Source organism: Herbidospora cretacea, from assembly GCF_001570605.1.
GTDB lineage: Bacteria > Actinomycetota > Actinomycetes > Streptosporangiales > Streptosporangiaceae > Herbidospora > Herbidospora cretacea.
On sequence record NZ_BBXG01000014.1, the window covers coordinates 148,890 to 169,619 of the forward strand.

Genomic DNA, 20,730 nt, shown 5'->3' on the forward strand with positions numbered 1-20,730 from the left:
GGGAGGTCGGGCGATGTTACCGACCGGACAGTAACATCCGCGGAATGACGCCTTATTTGCAGACCGCGCCCGTTTATTGCCTTATCGCGACACCACGCGCCGGGGCCATTGATGGACGCTTCTGGTCAATAGTCCGGCGCGCGAAGGCAACGCCGCGTGAATCCGCCGTGGAAATCTGAAGACGATCAGCACCACGACGCATGCACCCTTCGAAGGAGCCACTCTTGCTCAGACGACTCCTGGCCGCGCTCACGGCGACGGCAACAGCCCTCTTCCTGATCCCCGTCCTCACGAGTTCCCCGTCCGCGGCGGCCCAGGCCCTGGCCTGTTCCTACAACAGCTGCACCGGTCAGAACCCCACTGCCCACGGCTGCAACGCGACACTGACCCCCGAGGAGATGTTCCTCCACGGCATGTACACGGTCCAGCTCAGGTACAGCGCGCCGTGCTCGGCGTTCTTCGCCCGCGTCGTCCGGGACGACTGCAGCCTCATCCAGGGGATGGCGTGGGTGAAGGTGGAACGTCAGATCCGCTCGCCCTACGGCTGGTACACCAGCCACAACATGTACCGGGTCCAGTCGGGCGTGCCGTGCAACGGCGGCACCGGCTGGTCGTACATGGTGCCGAACAACATCGCCACCGACGACAGGTTCCGTGCCTGTTTCTCGAACTACATCACCACGCACGGCGGCCAGTCGTCGATTCCCGCGAGCTCGTGGACCTGCACCCCCTTCTGGGGCGGGGCGTGATCGCCCAGGTGAAGATCTGGCACCAAAAGGCAAATGACAACTGTCAATAATGTCGGGTGAAATCTCTTGGCGGGCTGCGCCCGCCAAGAGGCTCGTTGTACTGCGGTGACCGCTTCGGGGGCTATCGATGCAGACGACTCTCATTCGGCTTGACCACCTACCCGCCCACGACCGCTTCGATTTCTGGTGGGAGACAGTCGCCGCCTCGGTGGTCTCCGTGGACGCCGCCAGCGATCACGCCACCGATTTCTGGGCCGAGATGACCGCGGTCGATCTCGGCCGCGTACGGCTGTCCCGGGTGCGCTGCGCCCCCTTCCTGGCGCGCCGGACCGCACGACGCATCCGCCAGTCCGACCCGGGCCTCTACCAGCTCAATCTCACCTTCGACGGCCGGGCAGGCCTCGACCAGGAGGGCCGCCAAGTCCTGTTGCGTCCACAGGATTTCGTCCTGTACGACACCTCCCGCCCCTTCCACGCCTGGTCGGCCGCCGGTACCGGCGGCTTGGCGGACGGCATAGTGGTCCAGGTTCCGCACGCCGCTCTGCGGCTTCCCGCCAAGACGATCGATCGGCTCCTGTCGGTTCGGATCCCCACCGGGACGGGCGTGAGCGCCCTGCTCGCCGCTTTGCTCGAGAAGCTCATCGGACGGCGAGACCGGTATCTGCCGCCCGTCGCCACCTGCCTGTCATCGGCCATCACCGAGCTGATCACCGGGATGCTCACCGAACACGCCGGGATCGACGCCCATCCCGAACCCGACAGCCGGGGCGCGACCGCCATTCTCGGCGTCCAGGCTTTCATCGAGCGTCACCTCGGCGATGACGACTTGACCCCTGCCACTGTGGCGGCAGCCCATCACATGTCGCTGCGCCACCTGCAACGGCTCTTCGAGCGCCAGGGCCTCAGCGTGGCCCAGTGGATCAGAGAGCGCCGTCTCGACCGCGCCCGCCGCGATCTGACCGATCCCCTGCTCGACGCGCTCACGGTCGGCACGATCGGCGCACGTTGGGGATTTCGCAACGACGCCCATTTCAACAGGGCCTTCTGCATGCTGTTCGGTGTCTCACCCGGTGCTTACCGCCGCCGAAGGCAGCCTAGATCCGGTTGATCTTCCGGCCGGTCACACGCTGGGGTGCGATGCGGATGTAGTGGTCGCGGTCGCTCCCGGCCCATGAGTCGACGTCGGCGCCCGCCGACAGTTCGCTCCCCGAGACGTGATGGGCGGGTCCCTGGATCAGGACAGTCCATCCGTCGCGGTTCCGCTCGTCGATGTGGTCGACCTGAAAGGCTATTTTCACTTCCAGATCGTCAATTCCCGATGAAATGCCCTGATCCATGGTTCCGCCTTTGCGAATGCGGAACACAACCTGACCGTCGATCAACCGGTAATTCACCGGGAACACCGTCAGTCCTGTGGCCTCGCCGAATGCCACCCGCCCGATGCCGCCCTGCTCGATGAGCCGGAGGCACTCCTTTTCGTCCAGTTCCTCGAGAGTCGTGCTCACGGTAACTCCCTCGGTCTGCTAGGAAGGAAGTAACTGCTCCTTATTGTACCTTCCGCCCGATTTCGGAAATGGGCGGCGGTGTGGACGGTGGTCCTATGCCAATCAAAGTCGGACAGGTGATGGCCCGGACGGCGGTCGCGGTGCGGCGGGGCACACGTCGTGCGGAGATCGCGTCGGCGATGGGCGAATACCGGATCGAGGGGGTCGTGGTCGTCGACGACGACAACCGTCCGGTGGGTGTCGTGGGGGATGCCGATCTGAGCACCGCGAAAGGGCCGACCGCCGGTGACCTGATGATCTCACCGGCTGTCACGGTGACGCCCGGTGTGAGCGTCAGGGAGGCGGCGCGGCTCATGGACGTCCACGAGACGGAGCTCCTGCCCGTCGTGGACCCCGCCAGCGGGCGGATCGCGGGTGTCGTGACGTGGTCGGACGTGGTGCCCGTCCTCACCCACCTGGCCGATGAGCTGCGCGAAGAGGTCGTCTCGGTGATCCGGGAGATGACCGGCCTCGACCCCGGCACCCTCTCGATCACCGTCGACAAAGGCGTCGTCGGCCTCGCGGGGCCCGCCCCGGCGGGGACGCCGGTCCCCCGTCTGGTGGAGGCCCTCCGTGGGATCGACGGTGTCGTGGAGGTCAGTTGTGATCTCGGGCCGCCGTCGGTTCCGCCCGGCGGGGGCGATGCCGACCTGGAAGCGGTGGTGGAGGCGGCGACGTGGGCGCCGTCGATCCACAACTCCCAGCCGTGGTCCTTCGCCATCGCCGGAGAGGAGATCAGTCTCCGCTCCGACGCCGATCGCCGGCTCCCGGTCAGCGATCCGCAGGGACGGCAGCTGACGATCAGTTGCGGCGCGGCCCTGTTCAACATGCGGACCATCATCCGCGCCATGGGCCGTCAGCCGCGGATCCAGACGCTGCCCGATCCCGACCGTCCGGGACTGGTCGCCACGGTGCGCGTCGGTCCCGGGGAACCGCCGACTGAGGAGGTGGAGACCGTCCGCGAGGAGATCCCACGGCGGCGCACCCAGCGGGATGGCTTCGCCCGGCGGCCCGTGCCCGATGATCTGGTCGACGCGCTGACGGCGCTGGCCGCCATGGAGAACGTCCGGCTGGTCCCGCTCCGGTCGCCGGGCGACGTGCGGATCGTCGGGGCGCTGACCATGGTCGCGCAGGAGGTTCAGGAGCGTGATCCGGAATTCGCGCTGGAGATGATCCGGTGGGGTCTGCGGCCCGGGAGTCCGCGCAGGGACGGCGTGCCCGCCGACGCCTATCCTCGCCGGACCCCGCAGGCCCGGCCGGAGTTCCCGCAGCGTGACTACAGCCGGGGGCAGGGCTGGGGCACCGACGACGACGGGTCCGGGACGACCGGAGTGGTGGCGATGATCACCACGACCGGCGACGAGAGGATCGACTGGATCCAGGCGGGGCAGGCGCTGGAGTCGGTTCTCCTGTACGCCTCCTCCCAGGGCGTCCAGGCCGCGTTCCACACCCAGCTCCTGGAGTATCCGCAACTGCGGGAGTTCCTCCGCGAGAAGCTGTGCTCCGGCGAGTATCCGCAGGTCGTGCTCCGCCTGGGTTACCCGCTCGGGACGACCCGCTCCTTCCGGCGTCCCTTGGTGGAGGTCCTCTCCTGACGGGTCATCGCCTGTCCTGCCGGTCCGTGACGACGGCGACCGGGCAGTGGGCCCGGTGCAGCAGGCCGCATCCCACCGATCCCAGGGCGGCCGAGCGGAGGACTCCCCGTCCACGCGAACCCACGATGACCAGGTCGGCCGTGCGGGACTCCTCCGAGAGCGCGTGCACGGGGTGATCGCAGACGCCGACGTGCTCGACGGGGACGTGCGGGAACTTCTCCGCCCAGGCGGCCAGCTGCTGCCGGACGAAGCTCATGCGCTCGTCGTACAGATCCTGGATCAGGGTGCCGTAGCCGGCGGCGGAGGCCGCGAGCGCCGGCGGTTGCCAGGCGTACACGATCTTGAGCCGGGCTTCGCGCCGTTCGGCCTCGGCGAAGGCGAAGTCGAGTGCCGTCTCCGACTCCTCGCTGCCGTCGAAACCGGCCAGGAGCTCCCCGTAGACGTGCCGGGGGGACGTGCGGACGACGACGACCGGACCTGCGACGTGGCCCGCGAGGGCCAGGCCGACCGAGCCGAGGATCAGGCCGGCGAAGCCGCCCATGCCGCGGCTGCCGATCACGACCTCGTCGGCGCCCATCGCCTCCCGGTGGAGCTGGTCGACGACATCGCCCCTGGTCAGCTGGGTGCTGATCTCGATGTCCGGGGCGCATTCCGAGGCCCGCCGCCGGGCATCGGCGACGATGCCCTCGTGGTGTCCGCGTTCCGTGTCGTGGATCTCCCGGTCGCCCATGGTGAGGGGCGGCCAGACGTGGATGATCCGCAGGGCCGCGTTCCTGCGGGCCGCGTCGCGCGCCGCGTACTCCACGGCGGCGAGAGAGGGCGCCGATCCGTCGACGCCCACGACAATGGTCGAAGTCATGGTCGTCCTCCCCTTCATGGGTGTCTCCCGGTTCTTTCTCCACTGTCTCTCCGGGGCCGGGAGGGGCGAAGGGGCGAGGTGACTTCGATGGGAAACTTTGGCCTTGCCCGGGTCGGTCAACGCTGCTTCGGACCTGATCTGACCGGCAGACGGCCCGGCCGGTGCACCAGGCCGCCGGTCCAGGGGATCTCCTCAGGGGGGACGGCCAGGCGCAGGCCCGGCAGCCGGGTCACCAGGGCGCGGATCGCCTCGGTCAGCTCGACGCGGGCCAGCGCGGCGGCCAGACAGCGGTGGAGGCCGTACCCGAAGGCGATGTGAGGCTGGGGCGGGTGCCCGGCGAACCGGTGGATGTCGAACCTCCCGGGATCCGGGAACGCCTCGGGGTCGTGGTTGGCCGCCAGAAGATCCGGCAGGACCACGGTGCCCGCCGCGACCGGGCAACCGCTCGGCAGGTCGACGTCCTGGGTGATCCGCCGCAGGAAGGCGCTGGCCGGAGGGCCGTCGTAGCGCAGCACCTCTTCGATCGCGGTCGGGGTCAGGTCGGGATCGGCGGTCAGCTCGGCCCACGCCTGCGGGTGGAGGAGCAGCCGCAGCACCCCCTTGGTGATCATCGAGGCGGTCGTCTCGTGTCCGGCGGTGATGAGGGAGAAGACGGTGTTGACCAGTTCGCCCTCGGTCAGCCGGTCGTCCTCGTCGCGAGCGGCCACCAGCAGGTCGATCAGGTCGTGTCCGGGGTGGGCGCGGTGGTCGGCGACCAGTTCGGCGCAGTACGCCATGAACTCCGTGTAGCCCCGGTGGCGCATCATCTCGTCGGCCGTGGAGGTGGTGAGGAACATGTCGGTCCAGGCGAGGAACTGCTCGTACCTGTCCAGGGGCACGCCGAGCAGTTCGCAGATCACCCGGCACGGGATCTGCACCGCGAAACGGCTCACCAGGTCGAACTCGTCGTCCACCCCGTCGATCAGCTCGTGGGCGATGGCGACGATCCTCGGCCGCCATCGTTCGACCTGGCGGGGCGTGAAGGCGCCGTGCATGATGCGCCGGTAGCGGGTGTGCTCGGGCGGGTCCTGGTTGACCAGGGCGTCGGGGTCGTCGTCGATGCCCAGCCCCGCGACGAACCTGGGCAGCCCCGGCAGCCGCAGGTTACGGCTGGACGCGGGCGAGGCCAGCAGGGCCCGGACGTCCTCATAGAGCACGGCCACCGGCACCAGGTCGCCGCTCGGCATGGGCGCGGTTCCCATCGGGTCGTGCTCGCGGCGGCGGGCGTAGTCGGGGGACGGCGTGCCCAGCGGGCCTGGGCGGATCTCTGCGGTCATCGCAACCTCCCGACGGAACGTAACACCCGGAGCGCGTCGAGTAACCCCTCCGATGCGGGAGGTCTCAGGTGTTCCGCGCGAGCCGCCGACGCGCGAACTTCTCGACGGCCGCCGGGGTCACGGGGGTGAAGAAGTTGACGAGGTTGCCGTCGGGGTCGCGGAACAGCAGCGACCGGTTGCCCCAGGGCATCGTGGTGGGCTCCTGGACGACGTCGGTGACGACGCCGGTCAGGTTCCGGTGCACGTGGTCCACGTCGTCGACGAGGAACTCGACGATCACGCTGCGGTTGTCCTCCGGCCGGGCGAAGGGCGGAACCGTGCGGGTGCTCGCGATCGCGAGGGTGGCGCCCGCCGTCGCGATCTCGGCGAAGTCGTCGGTGGCCCACGCCGCCCGCGCACCCGTGGCCCGCTCGTAGAACTCGACGAGGCGGGCCACGTCACGGGTGACGATGCGGATCGAGACGAAGTCCATGGAAATCTCCTTGGCTGTGCTGGTGGCGTACACGACGCAGGCTAGGAGAAATACTGGACAGAATCGGTCCTCTATTCGCATTAGGCTGCGGACATGCCTCGACCCACCGGCCGCGTGCTGACGCTCCTGGAGCTGCTGCAGTCGGGCGGCACCCGGACCGTGGCCGAACTCGCCGACCGGCTCGGCGTCGAGGGGCGCACCGTGCGGCGCTATGTGGAGCAGCTGGTCGACCTCGACGTGCCGGTGGAGTCGGTGCGTGGCCGCTACGGCGGATACCGGCTCTCCCCCGGCTACCGCCTGCCTCCTCTCATGCTCAGCGACGACGAGGCGGTGGCCGTGCTGCTCGGCCTGGTCGCCGGCCGCCGCGCGGGGTTGACCACGGCGGAGCGCACGGCGGGCGAGACCGCGTCGGCGAAGATCCGGCGGGTGCTGCCCAAACACGTCGCCCGTCGGCTCGACACGCTCCTGGAGGCTCTCGCCTTCACGGATCGGCCCGGCGTGTTCGACACCCCGGACGCCGAGACCCTGCTCACCGTCGCCGACGCGGTGCGCCACCGCCGCCCGCTCTCGATCCGCTACACCGACCGCGACGGACGGCGCAGCGAACGCACCCTGCACGCGTACGGGATCGTCGCCCATTCGGGCCGGTGGTACGTCACGGGCCGGGACGACCGGATCGGCGAGGACCGGACCTTCCGGCTCGACCGCATCACGGACGCGCGGACCCTGCCCGGCTCGTTCGAACCACCGCCGGATCCCGACCCGGCCCGCCGGCTGCTGGCGGCGTTCGCCACGGCGGACTACCGGCACGAGGTGACCCTGCGGATCCACGGCACGGCCGAGCAGATCCGCGCCCGCCTTCCCGCCGCCGTCGCGAGCCTGGAGGAGCACGAGCCCGGGGCGGGCGAGCGCTGGATCCGGGTCGAGCTGCGGGTGGAGCGGCTCGACTGGCTGCCCCCGGTCCTCGCCTCGCTCGACCGGCCGTTCACCGTCGAGCGCCCCGGCGAACTACGCGACCTCGTCGCCGCGCTCGCCGATCGCCTCGCGTCCCACGCGAGGTCCTGAGCCGTCAGGGGGCGAGGACGGGCAGCCGGAGGACGAGCCTGGCCCCTCGGTCGCTGTCCTCAGCGGTCAGGGTGCCGCCGTGGGCCTCCGCGAGCTGGCGGGCGATCGGGAGGCCGAGTCCGGTGCCGCCGGGGTCCCTCACCTTGGACGCCTCCAGGCGGGTGAACCGCTGGAAGACGGCCTCACGCTGATCAGGGGCGATGCCCTCACCGTCGTCGGCCACCTCCAGAACCGCCTCACCGGCGTTCCGCGTCAACCTCACGGTGACGGTGGAGGCGGCGTGGCGTTCGGCGTTGTCGAGGAGGTTGCCGAGCAGCCGGGCCAGCTCGATCCGGGAGCCCTCCACCCGCACGCCGGGCGTGAGGCACCGGCGGAGCTCGATCCTGGCCCGGCGGCGTTCCAGTTCGCCGGTCACCAGTTCGGCCAGGTCGAGCGGCTCGCGGTGGCAGCCGACGCCCGCGTCCAGCCGGGCGACCTGCAGGAGATCGCAGATCAGGGCCTGCATGCGGTCGACGCTCTCCAGCAGGGCCTCACCGGTTCGCGGCCAGTCGGCTTCGGCCGGGTCCATCATGGCCTCTTCGATCCGGGTCCGGATGGCGGTCAGAGGGCTGCGCAGGTCGTGAGAGGCGTCGGAGGCGAAGCGGAGCTGCTTCTGCACCGCCGATTCGGTCCGGTCGAGGGTCCGGTTCGCGGTCTCGGCCAGGTCGCGCAGCTCGTCGTGGTATTTCGGCACCGGCACCCGGTGCCTCAGGTCGCTGGAGGTGATCCGGGCGAGGGTGCCGGTGATGACGCCCACCGGCTGGAGGGTCTTGCCCACGATCCGGTGGCTGCCCATGGCGGCCGCCGTGACCAGCAGGACCCAGCTGACCCCGAGCGAGCCGATGAGCTGCGGGCTGACGTACCAAGGAAGGGCGGGGACGGCCACGTCGAGCTGCCAGACGCCGTCGTCCCGGTGGACGGGATAGGCGAGCACGATCATGCACCCGCCCGGGAACACCTCGGAGTCGCAGGTCGTGGTGGTGGCGTAGGCGTCGGGATCGGGGTGCAGCCTCGTCATCGGCGGGTTGCCGGTCATCGTGGAGATGGCCGTGACCATGGTCCCGGTCGGGTCGAACACCTGGACCGCCTGCCCGGGGTTGCTCTGGGTCAGATCGGGGACGTCCCGGCGCAGCTGGGCGCCGATGTTCACGGCGTTGGCGAAGAGCTGCTCGGTCCGGTGGTCGATCGCCGTCTGGCGGACCATGACCACGATGAACACCGCCATGGCGGTGCACAGCAGCGCCATCACGGCACCGGCCACCACACCGAGGCGGATGCGGATCGAGCGACGATGCCACCAGCCCATGCTGATCATCCCCCCACATGACCAGACACGCCTCCTTGGTGGTCCTAACCCATCCAGCCATAGAGAAACGGACACCAAGGCATGAAATATCACCTCTGGAGCGCCCCTGAGAGGAGCGCGGCGAAGGTGAGGGCGTTCATCGTGCAGTGGACGAGAATCGGCACCACCACGCCACCCTTTGTCCGGGCCCATGCCAGCGGCAGGGCCACCACGAACACGGTCAGCCACGCGTACGGCTGCCAGAGGTGGTACACCGCGAACAGGGCACACGAGATCACCGGCCCTCCGGGGGTCCGGGGCTGCAACCAGCCACGGAAGTAGAGTTCCTCCACGACGGGCCCGGCCAGCACCGGACCGGCGATCCACAGCGCCACGGTCACCGGGTCGAGGTCGCCGGGGGCGGCGGACAGCGACCATCCGAGCCCGGCCTCGCGCAGGAGCGGCTCCAGCCAGGACACCGTCCCGCCTCCGAGGAGCGACGCCGCGAGTGTGATCGCGAACAGTCGGCCGGCTCGTCGCGGCGCCCGGATCGGGGGGAGGCCCCGGCGGAAGGCGTACAGGACCAGCCCGAGTTCGACGGGCACCACGACCAGCAGGACGCCGGCCGCCAGCGCCCACTCAGGGCGGGCGAACAGCGGGGCGGCCAGGACGGCGAAGGCGAGCAGCAGAACGCCGGGGAACAGGTGCAGGAAGATCGCCACCGGGAGGCGGAATCGGGTCATGGGCGGACCCTCGCTGCTAATCTCCTCGAAATGGAACCTGGGCCGTCGAGTAGCTCCCGGCAGACCCTGACCACCGCCGCGGCCGCCCACATCCTGCTGCGCCCCGACGAGCGCCGCTTCCTGGAGCCCTTCATGGGCCGCGAGCGCGGCACCGCCGAAGCGGCCCGCGAGGTGGGCGTCACGGTGGAGCAGATGGCCTATCGGGTGCGTGCCCTGTCGGCCAAGGGCCTGCTGGAGATCGCGGGCCGCCGGCCCCGCAAGGGCAGGGCCATCGTCGTCTACCGCGCCGCCGCCGAGATCCGGGCGTCTTTGGGCCTGCTCCCCGAGGCCGACATCCACCATCTCTTCGACCTGGTGGACCAGGGGACCCGCACGGCGTTCCTGGCCGCACTGGCCCGCCAGGCCGGGCGGGCCGGACTGCTCGACTGGGTGATCCGATGCCGCCGCGAGGGCGACCAGGTCCACCTCGACATGACCCCCTCCGAGGGGGACTGGAATCCGACGACGCTGCTGAACGAGGCCGCCCCGGCCGTCCTGTTCAACTGGGCGCCCCTGGCGCTGGACGCACAGCAGGCCAAGGCCCTGCAGCGGGAACTGATGGAAGTGCTGTCACGGCTGCCGGTGAGCACCTCGGCCCCCACCCATCTCCTGGGCCTGTTCCTGACCTCTGTCGAGGAACCCGGCTGAGGGCGCGTCGCGGCGCGGCCGACGGGTGGCCAGCACGGCTCCGGCCAGGATCAGCAGGGTCCCGGTGATCGTGCGGGCGGTGACCGGTTCGGAGAGCAGGAGCACCCCGGAGGCGACCGCGACGACGGGGGCGACATAGGTGATGAACGCGGCGCGGGCCGGGCCCTCGACGGCGATCAGGCCGAAGAACGCGGTGAAGCCGCCCGCCGTGCAGGCGACGCCCAGGGCGAGGACCGCGAGCAGGACCCGGGTGGTGATCTGAGGCTCCGGTTCGGTGACCACGGCCACCGCGAGCAGCGGGCCGGCGGCCAGGGTCAGCATGCCGGCGCTGACGGTGAGCGGGTGATGGCCGGGGAAGAGCCGGTGCATCAGCACCGCGCCCACCGCGTAGCAGGCCGAGGCTGCCAGGATCAGGAGCGCGCCCGCGCCCCCGCCGGCCACGCCGAGCAGGGTGACGACGCCGGCGAAGCCGAGCGCCGCACCCGCCCACGCTCCGCGGGTCAGCCGCTCACGCTCTCCCCAGAACAGGCCCAGGGCCAGGATGAACAGCGGCTCAGTGGCGATCAGCACGCCGGTGAGCCCGGAGGGCACGGTGCGCTCGCCGATCGCGATGAGCGTGAACGGCACCATGACCTCCACCACGGCCAGCAGCGACAACGGCCGCCATCGCTCGCGCAGCAGCCGGGGCAGGCCGCGCCGCCACGCCAGGGGCAGCAGGACCAGGGCCCCCAGCACGACCCGCCCGGCCACCACGCCCACCGGCCCCAGTCCCTCCAGCGCCACGCTGATCAGTAGGTAGGGCACCCCCCAGAGCACACTGGTGATCACGAACAGGGACAGGCCACGGCGGCTCATTGGAACTCCACGGGGTCGAAGGCGTGCCTGGATGAGGCACGCGCAGACCGTACGCAAGAGCCCTCGCTCTCCGGAATGCACACCATGCCCGTCGAACCGCGTGAAACTTGCCATTCGACAAGTCGCGGGGTGTGATCGCGGCATGGCCTCTCTCGACACCACCGACTGGCAGCTGCTCGCACTGCTCCAGGAAGACGCCCGGCTCGGCTTCCGGGAACTCGCCCGCCGCGTGGGACTCAGCCCACCGGCCGTGGCCGCCCGGGTCCGGCGGCTGGAAGGCCTCGGGGTGATCACCGGCTACGGCGCCCGCGTCGACCCGGCCAAGGCGGGATGGCCCGTGCAGGCGTTCGTGGTGCTGTCCACCACCGGCATCCGCCAGTCCCACCAGACCGCCCACCTCGCCCTGACCGCGCCGCACATCCTCGAAGATCACCGCGTCACCGGCACCGACGACCACATCCTGCGGGTGGTCGCGCACGAGATCGGCGCCCTGGAGCCGCTGATCGACCAGCTCAACGAGCTCGGCAAACCGGCGACCTCCTTCATCCTGTCCTCACCGAAGCCGTGGGCCCCGGTGCCTCCGTCCGTTTGACCTGTAGTGCGCTACAGGTGGCACTGTGGACGCATGAGCGAGGTTCTGCTTCCCGAGGTCACCGTGGAGGTGCCGCCCGAGGGCCTGTCGATCTCCGAGGTGTCCCGGTTGACCGGGATCGGCGTCGAGGCCCTGCGCTACTACGAGCGCGAAGGGCTGCTCCTGGACCCCGCGCCGCGCGACGGCGGGGGCCGCAGGCGCTACCACGAGGGCGACCTGGCCTGGATCTGCGGCCTGGTCATGCTCCGCGAGACCGGCATGTCCATCGCCGACATCCGGCTCATGGCCGACCTGTGCCGCCGCGACGGCACCGAGAAGGAGCGCCTGGAGCTGCTGACCCGTCACCGGGAACGCGTGCTCGCCGAGGTACGGCGCACCCAGCGCCACCTGCGCGCCATCGAAGCGAAGATCACTAGTTACGAGGCATCCACCATATGAACGACGTCAGTCTCGGTGCACTCCGCGTCTCCCCCCAGGGCCTCGGGGCCATGGGCATGAGCGCCTTCTACGGCACCCGCGACGAGGCCGAGGCCATCGCCACCCTCAACCGGGCCGTCGACCTCGGGGTCACCCACATCGACACGGCCGAGGCCTACGGTCCCTACGAGAACGAGAAGCTCATCGCCAGGGCGCTGGGGGCGCGCCGCGACGAGATCACCATCGCCACCAAGTTCGCCCTCGACTTCGAGAACGGCGCGGTGATGGACGGCAGCCCCGCCCACGTGCGCCGCGCGGTGGAACGTTCCCTCCGGCACCTGGCGGTCGACGTGATCGACCTCTACTACCTCCACCGGGTCGACCCGGACGTGCCGATCGAAGAGACCGTCGGCGCGATGGCCGACCTGGTCACCGCCGGGAAGGTCCGCCACCTGGGCCTGTCGGAGGCCGCCCCGGACACCGTCCGCCGGGCCCACGCGACCCACCCGATCGCGGCGGTGCAGTCGGAGCTGTCGCTGTTCGCCCCCGGCCCGCTCCACAACGGCGTGAAGGACGTCCTGGACGAACTGGGCATCGGCCTGGTGGCCTTCTCCCCCATCGGCCGGGGGCTGCTGGGCGGCGGGATCCGCAAGGTCGAGGACCTCGACGCCGACGACGCCCGGCGCACCCTCCCCTGGTTCACCCCGGAGAACATCGCCGCCAACCAGCACCTGGTCGACCGCGTCACCGCCGTGGCGGCCGAGCGGGGCGCGACCCCCGCGCAGATCTCGCTGGCCTGGGTCGCCGCGCAGGGCGCGGTCGCCATCCCCGGCACCAAGCGGCGGCGCTACCTGGAGGAGAACGCGGCGGCGATGCAGATCACGCTCACCGCCGCCGAACTGAAGGCCTTGGACGAGGCGGTCCCGGCCGGATCGGTCACCGGCGCCCGCGACACCCCCGCCGGCCTGGCCAGGAACCACCTGTAGCGGCATCGTCGAGCACGGCTCCCGCTCCAGGGGTTCCCGCGGCGGCCCAACTGGCCAGGAGGCGGAGTTTGTCGTCCGAATCGGTGCCGGGTTCGGCGCTGTAGCCGACGAGGGTGAGGTTGTCCGCGGCCAGGGCGAGGGCCTCGTAGTCGAGGTGCAGGGTGCCGACGAGGGGGTGGCGGAGCGGTTTGGCGCCCTTGTGGTACTGGCGGACGTCGTGACGGGCCCACCGGGTGCGGAAGTCCTCGCTGCGCGTGGAGAGTTCGCCGACGAGGTCGGTGAGCTGCTTGTCGAAGGGGTCGCGGCCGGCCTCGGCCTGCAGGAGGGCGACGGTCTCGTCGGCGGCGCGTCGCCAGTCGCCCCAGAAGGTGTGGGAGCGGGGGTCGAGGAAGACGAACCGGGCGTGGTTGGGGGTGGCCCCGCGGGCGGCTTCGATCATGGGGGCGTACAGGACGCGGCCCAGGGCGTTGAAGGCCAGGATGTCGCAGCGGCCGTTCATGATCAGGGCTGGGGCGTCGGTCATGGAGTCGAGCAGCCGCCGCACCCCGGGCCGCACGACCCCCGTGGCCGGGCGGTGGCGGCGGCGGGCGGGACCGGCGGCGCGGGCGAGGTCCTCCAGGTGGATGCGCTCCTCCTCGTCCAGGCGCAGGGCGCGGGCCAGGGAGTCGAGGACCTGGTCCGACACCCCGGACAGGTTGCCGCGCTCCAGCCGGGAGTAGTACTCCACGCTCATCCCGGCGAGCTGGGCGACCTCGGCGCGGCGCAGGCCGGTGACGCGACGGGTGCCGTAGGAGGGCAGCCCCGCCTCTCCCGGTGTGATCCTGGCTCGGCGGGAGGTGAGGAACTCTCGGATCTGGCTGCGCTGGTCCACGCCGTCCAGGCTAGACGGCCTTCCCGATGGCTGGGGTGCCCTGTCAGTACACCTCTGGCCAGTGCCTTCCACCGGGCCCTGGCCTGCCCTTTTGATGGGTCGCGGACATCCTGTCGACCCAAGGAACGATCTCCATGCTTGTGCACGCCTATGCCGCCCCGGCCGCCACCGAGCCGCTGGTCCCCACGACGATCGAACGGCGCGACGTCGGCCCCCACGACGTCCTCATCAAGATCGAGTACGCGGGCGTCTGCCATTCCGACATCCACACCGTCAACGGCGACTGGGGGCCCCAGCCGTTCCCGCTGGTACCCGGGCACGAGATCGTCGGGATCGTCGAGCGGACCGGCGCCGAGGTGACCCGTCACCGGGCCGGGGACCGCGTCGGGGTGGGCTGCATGGTGAACTCCTGCGGCCGGTGCGCCAACTGCCGGGGCGGCGACGAGCAGCACTGCAGCGAGGGCATGGTGCCCACCTACGCCGGCACCGACCGGGACGGCACCACCACCCAGGGCGGATACTCCACCCACATCGTGGTGGACGCCGGATTCGTGCTGTCGATCCCCGAGGGCCTGGACGCCGCCGCGGCGGCCCCGCTGCTGTGCGCGGGCATCACCACCTACGCGCCGCTGCGCCGCTGGGGCGCCGGTCCGGGCAAGAAGGTCGCGGTCGTCGGGCTCGGAGGCCTCGGCCACGTGGCCGTCAAGATCGCCCACGCCATGGGCGCGGAGGTCACCGTGCTGTCGCAGTCGCTGAAGAAGCAGGAGGACGGGCTGCGGCTGGGCGCCGATCACTACTACGCCACCAGCGACCCCGGCACCTTCACCGACCTCGCCGGCCGCTTCGACGTGATCATCAGCACGGTCAGCGTGGACGTGGACGTCAACGCCTACCTCAACCTGCTGGCCCTCGACGGCGCCCTGGTGAACGTCGGCGCTCCGCCCGGACCGCTGACCATCGGCCACGCGTTCCTGCTGACCCAGCCCCGCCGGGTGTTGACCGGGTCGATGATCGGCGGTGTCGCCCTCACCCAGGAGATGCTGGGCTTCTGCGCCGAGCACGGCATCGGGGCCGACATCGAGATCATCTCCGGCGACCAGATCAACGACGCCTACCGGCGCGTCCTCGCCTCCGACGTGCGCTACCGCTTCGTCATCGACGCCGCCACCCTCGCCTGAAACCATCCGGCGGCCGGGGGCGGGCGAAATCCGATCGCGCGAACCTGGGAGCACCTGCCAGTCTTTCTCACTATGAGTACACGATTACGGGCGATCGCCCGGGAAACCGTCGAAATCGTCGACAAGGGCGGATACCTGACGCCGTCCGGCCGCTGGGTCGACATCGCCTTCGACCGGACCCTCACCCGTCTCCACCTGCCCGACGAGGAACTCCCCCGCCACGGCGGCACCACGCCCCGGATAGAGGTCGTCAACCAGACCACGCTCTAGGCGGCGCGGGAACTGGGCGGCGACCTGGCCGCGCTCGTCTTCGCCTCGGCCAAGAACCCGGGCGGCGGCTTCCTCAACGGCGCGAAGGCCCAGGAGGAGGACGTCGCCCGCGCCTCGGGCCTATACGCCTCCCTCTCGGCGGCCCACGGGTTCTACCGGTTCCACCGCGAGCAGGGCGACCTGCGCTACAGCGACCGGGTGATCTACTCCCCCGATGTGCCGGTGTTCCGCGACGACAGGGGCGCCCTGCTGGAGGAGCCCTACCGGGTCGCGTTCCTGACCTCGGCGGCGCCCAACGCGCGGGCGATCGGCGACAGCCGGTGTGAGTCGCTGCCGGAGATCCCCGGCCTGCTGCGGGCCCGGGCCGCGCGGGTGCTCGACGTCGCCGCCGCCCACGGGCACCGGCGGCTGATCCTAGGAGCGTGGGGGTGCGGGGTGTTCGGCAACGACCCCGCGCAGGTCGCCGCCGCGTTCGCCCAGGCCCTCGCCGGGGCGCAGCCCTTCGACCTGGTCAGGTTCGCCGTGCTCGACGGCCGGCCCGGCACGCCCGTCTTCGACGCGTTCGCGCGCGCCTTCACGTGTCCGGCCCAGCGACGACGCCCGCTCAGGTTCTGACGGTGCGCAGGGCCGTGCCCCAGGACAGGACCTGGTCGAGGACGAGGTTCAGCCGGTCCTCATGGGAGGCGGCGGGCTTGAAGCCGTCGGCGAAGTCGGTGTGGATCGACAGGCCCACCTGGTTCGACACGGTGGCCACCCTGAGCAGGCCCAGGACGTGGCGCAGGTGCGAGATCGCCCGGGGGGCGCCGTCCACGCCGTAGCCGACGAAGCCGGCCGCCTTGTCGGCCCACTCGTGGTAGAGGAAGTCGAGGGCGTTCTTGAGCGCGCCGGGATAGGAGTTGTTGTACTCGGGCGTCACGATCACGAACGCGTCCAGGGGCGAGATCGTGGCCGACCAGCGCTTGGTGTGGTCGTGTTGATAGCGGCCCATGGCGGGGTGTTCGGGTTCGTCCAGGTTGCCCAGGCCGTAGTCCTTCAGGTCGACGAGTTCGTATTCCGCGTCGCCTCGTTTGACCGCCAGGTCGTATACCCACTGCGCCACCGCCTCGCCGTTGCGGCCGGGACGGGTGCTGCCCAGGATGATGCCCACCTTCAGCATGCGGAATGCCTCCTCATTCGGTTACGGGAACCACCGTAGGAAGCACCGCTGAGATAGTGAATGCGCCGTTGTCCAACATTTATACGCGATCGTCTCAGGGTCTAGACTCCGCGCATGGACATGCTGAGCGACGTGGTGGCCTTCATGCGGGGCGGCCGCCCCGCCTCCGTCCGGATCTCGTGGCGGGCGCCCTGGGGGGTGGCGTTCCGCGTGGCGCCCGGCTCCGCGGGGTTCCATGTGGTGCTGCGCGGGTCCTGCTGGCTCATGCCCCCCGACGGCGACCCCGTTCCGCTGAGCGTGGGCGACGTGGTGTTCCTGCCGCACAGCGGCCCGTTCGGGATGGCCGACGATCCCGCCAGGCCGCTGGTCGAGTCGGACTGCGAACCGCATTCGCACCTGTTCGCCTCGGCCGGCCTGGCGGGTGACGGGGCCGAGACGGTGACCCTGGCCTGCAGCTACCGGATCGACCCCGACCGGACCCACCCGATCCTCAACGCGCTGCCGGGCGTGATCCACCTGCCCGCGACGCTCGGCAGCCATCCGGAGCTGCGGGCCGCCGTCGAACTGCTCGCCGCCGAGATCGACAGCCCGCGTCCCGGCACCGACACCGTCGTGTCGTCCCTGCTCGACATGTTGCAGCTGTACGTGCTGCGGGCCTACTTCGACACCCAGGAGGAGCCCTGCACGACGTCCGGATGGGCCGCCGCGCTCGCCGACCCGGGCATCGGCCGCGCGCTCGACGCCATCCACCGCACCCCCGCCCACCGCTGGACGGTCGAGTCGCTCGGCGTCCACGCGGGCATGTCGCGGGCCGGCTTCGCGCGCCGTTTCACCGGGCTGGTCGGGCAGCCGCCGCTGGCGTACCTGACGTGGTGGCGCCTGGTGAGCGCGGCACGCATGCTGCGCGAGTCGGAGGCGTCGGTGGCGGAGGTGGCCGAGCGGGTGGGTTACGGGTCGGAGTTCGCCTTCGGCAACGCTTTCAAGCGGGAGTTCGGCGTCGCGCCGGGCCGGTTCCGGCAGCGAGCCGGTCGAGCGGTGTCCGCATGAATGCGTTCAGAATTCTCAGTCTCCGCCACCCTTGGCGCTGAAGGTGGGTTGAGCAGGCGTTATGGCCGGTTGTGCGCGGTGATCGGCGTCACGCGCGCGCCTTCTCGACCTCCCGGGACTGACTGTCGTCAGCGAGATCTTGACACCCTCGTGCGCCGAGCCCAACACTGTGCGGAAACACGGCCGAAACACAATTCCAGAACCGCACATGTTAACGCTAACAGAAATGGACCACACCATGGCATCGTTACGCCGGTTACTGGTCGCCGCGGTGGTGACCATGCTCACCGCGGCGGTGGGCGTCGTCGTCTCCGCGCCGTCGGCCCATGCCGCCACCAGCCAGTTCCGAGGCATGAACTGGGCCGTGCTCGGTGACAACTTCAGCACCGGCACGCTCGTCGTGCAGGGCCTGAGCCAGTCCGACAGCAACGCGACGGTCCGCGCCAAGGCCAACTCGCTCTACGACAGCATGGAATACCTGATGGGGGTCAACACCGTCCGGCTGCCCATCAACACCCACACGGTGGCCAACACGAGCTGGTGGAACGCCTACCGCGGCGCCATCGACGCCGCCGCCGAGCGTGGGTTCAAGGTCATCCTGGCCTACTGGGAGGACGGCGCCGCCTCCGGCGGCCGGATCACCAACCTCGCCGCCTGGAACGCGATGTGGTCCAGCGTCATCGGCACCTACGGCTCGAACGGCAACGTCTACTTCGAGCCGATGAACGAGCCGCACGGCTACTCGTCGGCGGAGTGGCGCAACGTCGCGGCCAACTGGCTCAGCGCTCACCCCTCGGCGGCGCCCGGCCGGGTGCTCATCGGCGGCACCGGCTTCAGCCAGGACCTGCGGGACATCTGCAACGACAGCCGCTTCAACGCGACGCTGCTGTCCTTCCACTACTACGCGTTCTTCTACGGCGCGATGACCTACGACGAGTTCCGCAGCCACATCCAGACGCGCCTGGGCAACTGCGCCTCCCGCGCGGTCGCGACCGAGTACGGCGCGCCGATGGCCACCGGCCTCAACTACGGCGACCCGGCCAGCACCGACAACTTCGTGCGCTACCTCCGCGCCGTGGCCCAGGTCATGCGGGACAACCAGATGGGCGGCACCTACTGGCCCGCCATCGGCGGCAAGGTGACCGCGGGGCTCGGCTACGACCACTACTCGATGTTCGCTCTCGGCGGCAGCGGCACCACCCTCAACCTGTCCACCCGCAACGGCTACGGCGCCAACCGGGTCCGGTACGGCTGGGGCGACGCCGTCAACGACTCGCCCCCTCCGTCGGCGTACCGGATCGACGCGCGCCACAGCGGCAAGACCATGAACGTCCAGCAGCCGAACACCAGCAACGGCGCGCGCGTCAGCCAGAACACCTACGGCGGCAGCGCGTGGCAGCAGTGGCAGTTCCAGGACGCCGGCAGCGGTTACTGGCGCATCGTCAGCCGCCACAGCGGCAAGTGCCTCGACGTGGTGAGCGCCTCGACCGCCGACGGCGCCGACCTCGTCCAGTACACCTGCGGCACCGGCAACAACCAGCAGTTCCAGATGGTCACCAACGGCGGCTACTTCCAGCTCCGGGCCCGGCACAGTGGCAAGTGCGTGGACGTGCCGGCCGCGTCGACCGCCGACGGCGTGATCATCAAGCAGTACACCTGCAACAGCGGAACCAACCAGCAGTGGTCCCGCACGGCCGTCTAGAACAGATCGGCCAGATAGGTGCGCCGGTGCGCGCGTACCAGATCGGCCGGGGACCGGCCGTGCACGTCGGCGACGTCGGCGCGCGCCCCGGCCGCAAGGAGGGCGCGGACCAGCGCGGACGGCCCGATCGCGACCGCGTGGTGCAGCGGGGTGCGGCCGTCGACGTCACGGGCGTGGACGTCCAGCCCCGCCGCCAGGAGACGGGGCAGCAGGAGCTCGTGGTCGACCAGGCTCAGCAGATGGAGCAGGCCGCGGCGGTTGCCGTCCCTGACGTGCGGGTCGATGCCGGCGTCCAGGAGCTGCCGCACCGCCGGGGTGTCGCCGTGCTGGACGTGCAGGAACAGGCGCTGCCGCTGGAGGCGCAGCTCGCGGGGCAGCCGTCCCCGGCCGGTGGTCCACGCCATCTGGGCCAGGAAACATCCCGGCGAGACGCCGCCGAGTGAGCGCAGCGCGCGTTCGCGGCGCTGTTCGTCGTGGCTGTGCGGGATCCGGAGCGCGCCGTCGCCGAAGGCGACCTCGTGCCATTCCGTGCCGCAGCGGACCCGTACCGGAAGGAGCGGTTCGGGTCCGCGCGGTCCGGCGTCGGCCGGCGGCGCCTGCCCAGGCCGCGTTCGGCCAGCAGCGCCGCCTCCGCCCCCAGCCGGGCCACGTTCAGCGGCAGCCGCGCCAGCGCGTCGAGGTGGTGGGTCCCCTTCAGGTATCGGCCGTCCGCCACCAGCTCCAGGTCCAGTCCGGCCGCCTCGAAGGCCTCCTCGACCCTGCCCTGCTCGTGGAGCGCGGTGACGCGTTCGGCGTGCGGATCGCCGCCGCCGTGGCGTTCCAGCAGTTCGGCGGTGTGCCGGGCGTCCCAGAGGTGGCGGACGGCAGTCCAGTCGTCGGACGTGGGCGAGGTGGGGCCGAAACGCAGCGTCAGTCTTTGCGGGGCCTCGACCCGCTCGGGAAGGACGACGTGGAGGACGCCGGCGCCGTGGCGGACGAGGGTGACGCGGCGGCGGACGGCGAGAGTGCCGGAGACGCCGGTGCCGCGCGGCAGGTGCCAGCGCAGCAGGTCGGGGACCAGATGCCGGAGGTCCTCGGCGAGGGCCGCCGCAGTCGCCGGGCCGTGCACGCGTTCGACGGTGACCAGGTCGAAGAGGACGTCGACACCGGCGGCGGCGCAGGCCCCTCGCCAGTCGCCGGCCAGGCGGCGTTCGGTGGCCTGCTCGATCATCCACCGGGGGACGGCGTAGCGGCGGATCCGCTGCCAGCGGATCAGTTCCTCACGGGCCGCTGCGGACCCCACGTGTCTCCCTTTCGGCGCAT

General features: G+C 70.7%; 24 protein-coding genes. 13 read left to right on the forward strand and 11 right to left on the reverse strand.

What is annotated here, in order from left to right; all coding sequences use genetic code 11:
• Positions 1 to 224: 224 nt before the first annotated feature.
• Positions 225 to 749 carry a DUF2690 domain-containing protein gene (locus AW270_RS25430; RefSeq protein ID WP_061298292.1) on the forward strand — a complete coding sequence of 175 codons (525 nt, stop codon included), beginning with the start codon at positions 225 to 227 and terminating at the stop codon, positions 747 to 749.
• Between the two features lie 127 nt (positions 750 to 876).
• A complete protein-coding gene (locus tag AW270_RS25435) occupies positions 877 to 1,857 on the forward strand; it encodes an AraC-like ligand-binding domain-containing protein (protein WP_061298295.1) in 981 nt (326 codons plus the stop codon).
• Here AW270_RS25435 and AW270_RS25440 read toward each other — a convergent pair.
• Positions 1,844 to 2,254, reverse strand: a complete 411-nt coding sequence (locus AW270_RS25440) for a pyridoxamine 5'-phosphate oxidase family protein (protein ID WP_061298298.1) — start codon at positions 2,252 to 2,254, stop codon at positions 1,844 to 1,846. The genes AW270_RS25435 and AW270_RS25440 overlap by 14 nt on opposite strands.
• A gap of 95 nt (positions 2,255 to 2,349) precedes the next feature.
• Here AW270_RS25440 and AW270_RS38005 point away from each other — a divergent pair, with 95 nt between their 5' ends.
• Positions 2,350 to 3,888 carry an Acg family FMN-binding oxidoreductase gene (locus AW270_RS38005; protein ID WP_169807379.1) on the forward strand — a complete coding sequence of 513 codons (1,539 nt, stop codon included), beginning with the start codon at positions 2,350 to 2,352 and terminating at the stop codon, positions 3,886 to 3,888.
• Positions 3,889 to 3,892: 4 nt separating this feature from the next.
• Here the strand turns inward: AW270_RS38005 and AW270_RS25450 are convergent, their stop codons facing one another.
• The 3 genes from AW270_RS25450 to AW270_RS25460 all read right to left on the reverse strand — a co-directional run bounded on the left by AW270_RS25450 (position 3,893) and on the right by AW270_RS25460 (position 6,535).
• Entirely contained in the window at positions 3,893 to 4,747 is an 855-nt protein-coding gene (locus AW270_RS25450; RefSeq protein ID WP_061298302.1) for a universal stress protein, read from the reverse strand.
• A gap of 116 nt (positions 4,748 to 4,863) precedes the next feature.
• Complete coding sequence (locus AW270_RS25455) at positions 4,864 to 6,063, reverse strand: cytochrome P450 (RefSeq protein WP_061298306.1); 1,200 nt, start codon at positions 6,061 to 6,063, stop codon at positions 4,864 to 4,866.
• A gap of 64 nt (positions 6,064 to 6,127) precedes the next feature.
• A complete protein-coding gene (locus tag AW270_RS25460; protein ID WP_061298309.1) occupies positions 6,128 to 6,535 on the reverse strand; it encodes a VOC family protein in 408 nt (135 codons plus the stop codon).
• A gap of 93 nt (positions 6,536 to 6,628) precedes the next feature.
• Here AW270_RS25460 and AW270_RS25465 point away from each other — a divergent pair, with 93 nt between their 5' ends.
• A complete protein-coding gene (locus AW270_RS25465) occupies positions 6,629 to 7,600 on the forward strand; it encodes a helix-turn-helix transcriptional regulator (protein WP_061298312.1) in 972 nt (323 codons plus the stop codon).
• A 4-nt stretch (positions 7,601 to 7,604) separates the two neighbouring features.
• On the opposite strand, the gene AW270_RS25470 is transcribed toward AW270_RS25465, so the two are convergent.
• Both AW270_RS25470 and AW270_RS25475 read right to left on the reverse strand, forming a co-directional pair.
• The gene (locus AW270_RS25470; protein ID WP_061298425.1) at positions 7,605 to 8,945 is read right to left on the reverse strand and encodes a sensor histidine kinase; all 1,341 of its coding nucleotides are present in this window, start codon (positions 8,943 to 8,945) and stop codon (positions 7,605 to 7,607) included.
• 89 nt (positions 8,946 to 9,034) lie between these two features.
• A complete protein-coding gene (locus AW270_RS25475) occupies positions 9,035 to 9,667 on the reverse strand; it encodes a CPBP family intramembrane glutamic endopeptidase (RefSeq protein ID WP_061298317.1) in 633 nt (210 codons plus the stop codon).
• Between the two features lie 30 nt (positions 9,668 to 9,697).
• On the opposite strand from AW270_RS25475, the gene AW270_RS25480 reads away from it, so the two are divergent.
• Entirely contained in the window at positions 9,698 to 10,354 is a 657-nt protein-coding gene (locus AW270_RS25480; RefSeq protein WP_061298320.1) for a hypothetical protein, read from the forward strand.
• On the opposite strand, the gene AW270_RS25485 is transcribed toward AW270_RS25480, so the two are convergent.
• A complete protein-coding gene (locus AW270_RS25485; protein ID WP_061298323.1) occupies positions 10,277 to 11,209 on the reverse strand; it encodes a DMT family transporter in 933 nt (310 codons plus the stop codon). The genes AW270_RS25480 and AW270_RS25485 overlap by 78 nt on opposite strands.
• Before the next feature lie 142 nt (positions 11,210 to 11,351).
• Between AW270_RS25485 and AW270_RS25490 the strand changes: the two genes are divergently transcribed.
• From AW270_RS25490 to AW270_RS25500, 3 genes are read left to right on the forward strand one after another with little or no spacing between them, the layout of a single operon-like run.
• The gene (locus tag AW270_RS25490; protein ID WP_061298327.1) at positions 11,352 to 11,801 is read left to right on the forward strand and encodes an Lrp/AsnC family transcriptional regulator; all 450 of its coding nucleotides are present in this window, start codon (positions 11,352 to 11,354) and stop codon (positions 11,799 to 11,801) included.
• Positions 11,802 to 11,834: 33 nt separating this feature from the next.
• Positions 11,835 to 12,239, forward strand: a complete 405-nt coding sequence (locus AW270_RS25495) for a MerR family transcriptional regulator (RefSeq protein ID WP_063819333.1) — start codon at positions 11,835 to 11,837, stop codon at positions 12,237 to 12,239.
• Positions 12,236 to 13,204 carry an aldo/keto reductase gene (locus AW270_RS25500; protein ID WP_061298331.1) on the forward strand — a complete coding sequence of 323 codons (969 nt, stop codon included), beginning with the start codon at positions 12,236 to 12,238 and terminating at the stop codon, positions 13,202 to 13,204. Before AW270_RS25495 ends, AW270_RS25500 begins: the two co-directional genes overlap by 4 nt.
• Here AW270_RS25500 and AW270_RS25505 read toward each other — a convergent pair.
• The gene (locus AW270_RS25505; RefSeq protein WP_063819334.1) at positions 13,155 to 14,075 is read right to left on the reverse strand and encodes a helix-turn-helix transcriptional regulator; all 921 of its coding nucleotides are present in this window, start codon (positions 14,073 to 14,075) and stop codon (positions 13,155 to 13,157) included. The two genes, AW270_RS25500 and AW270_RS25505, sit on opposite strands and share 50 nt — an antisense overlap.
• Before the next feature lie 134 nt (positions 14,076 to 14,209).
• On the opposite strand from AW270_RS25505, the gene AW270_RS25510 reads away from it, so the two are divergent.
• The 3 genes from AW270_RS25510 (at position 14,210) to AW270_RS25515 (ending at position 16,138) form a co-directional block, all read left to right on the forward strand.
• Positions 14,210 to 15,253 (forward strand): NAD(P)-dependent alcohol dehydrogenase, encoded by a 1,044-nt coding sequence (locus AW270_RS25510; RefSeq protein WP_061298334.1) that lies wholly within the window; start codon positions 14,210 to 14,212, stop codon positions 15,251 to 15,253.
• Between the two features lie 72 nt (positions 15,254 to 15,325).
• Positions 15,326 to 15,523 carry a TIGR02452 family protein gene (locus AW270_RS42185; RefSeq protein WP_369409003.1) on the forward strand — a complete coding sequence of 66 codons (198 nt, stop codon included), beginning with the start codon at positions 15,326 to 15,328 and terminating at the stop codon, positions 15,521 to 15,523.
• Between the two features lie 12 nt (positions 15,524 to 15,535).
• Positions 15,536 to 16,138, forward strand: a complete 603-nt coding sequence (locus AW270_RS25515; RefSeq protein WP_369409005.1) for a TIGR02452 family protein — start codon at positions 15,536 to 15,538, stop codon at positions 16,136 to 16,138.
• Here AW270_RS25515 and AW270_RS25520 read toward each other — a convergent pair.
• Positions 16,128 to 16,679: an NADPH-dependent FMN reductase gene (locus AW270_RS25520; RefSeq protein ID WP_061298338.1), complete on the reverse strand. Its 552-nt coding sequence runs from the start codon at positions 16,677 to 16,679 to the stop codon at positions 16,128 to 16,130. The genes AW270_RS25515 and AW270_RS25520 overlap by 11 nt on opposite strands.
• Positions 16,680 to 16,793: 114 nt before the next feature.
• Between AW270_RS25520 and AW270_RS25525 the strand changes: the two genes are divergently transcribed.
• Together AW270_RS25525 and AW270_RS25530 are read left to right on the forward strand one after the other, a co-directional pair.
• On the forward strand, positions 16,794 to 17,726 hold the full coding sequence (locus tag AW270_RS25525; RefSeq protein WP_061298340.1) for an AraC family transcriptional regulator: 933 nt from the start codon (positions 16,794 to 16,796) through the stop codon (positions 17,724 to 17,726).
• A gap of 238 nt (positions 17,727 to 17,964) precedes the next feature.
• Positions 17,965 to 19,428 carry an RICIN domain-containing protein gene (locus AW270_RS25530; RefSeq protein ID WP_218009339.1) on the forward strand — a complete coding sequence of 488 codons (1,464 nt, stop codon included), beginning with the start codon at positions 17,965 to 17,967 and terminating at the stop codon, positions 19,426 to 19,428.
• Here AW270_RS25530 and AW270_RS40660 read toward each other — a convergent pair.
• Both AW270_RS40660 and AW270_RS40665 read right to left on the reverse strand, forming a co-directional pair.
• Positions 19,425 to 19,736, reverse strand: coding sequence for an ankyrin repeat domain-containing protein (locus AW270_RS40660; RefSeq protein ID WP_061298346.1), 312 nt, complete (start codon positions 19,734 to 19,736; stop codon positions 19,425 to 19,427). The two genes, AW270_RS25530 and AW270_RS40660, sit on opposite strands and share 4 nt — an antisense overlap.
• Positions 19,661 to 20,710: a hypothetical protein gene (locus tag AW270_RS40665; protein ID WP_061298348.1), complete on the reverse strand. Its 1,050-nt coding sequence runs from the start codon at positions 20,708 to 20,710 to the stop codon at positions 19,661 to 19,663. The genes AW270_RS40660 and AW270_RS40665 overlap by 76 nt, the downstream gene beginning before the upstream one ends.
• Between the last annotated feature and the right edge of the window lie 20 nt (positions 20,711 to 20,730).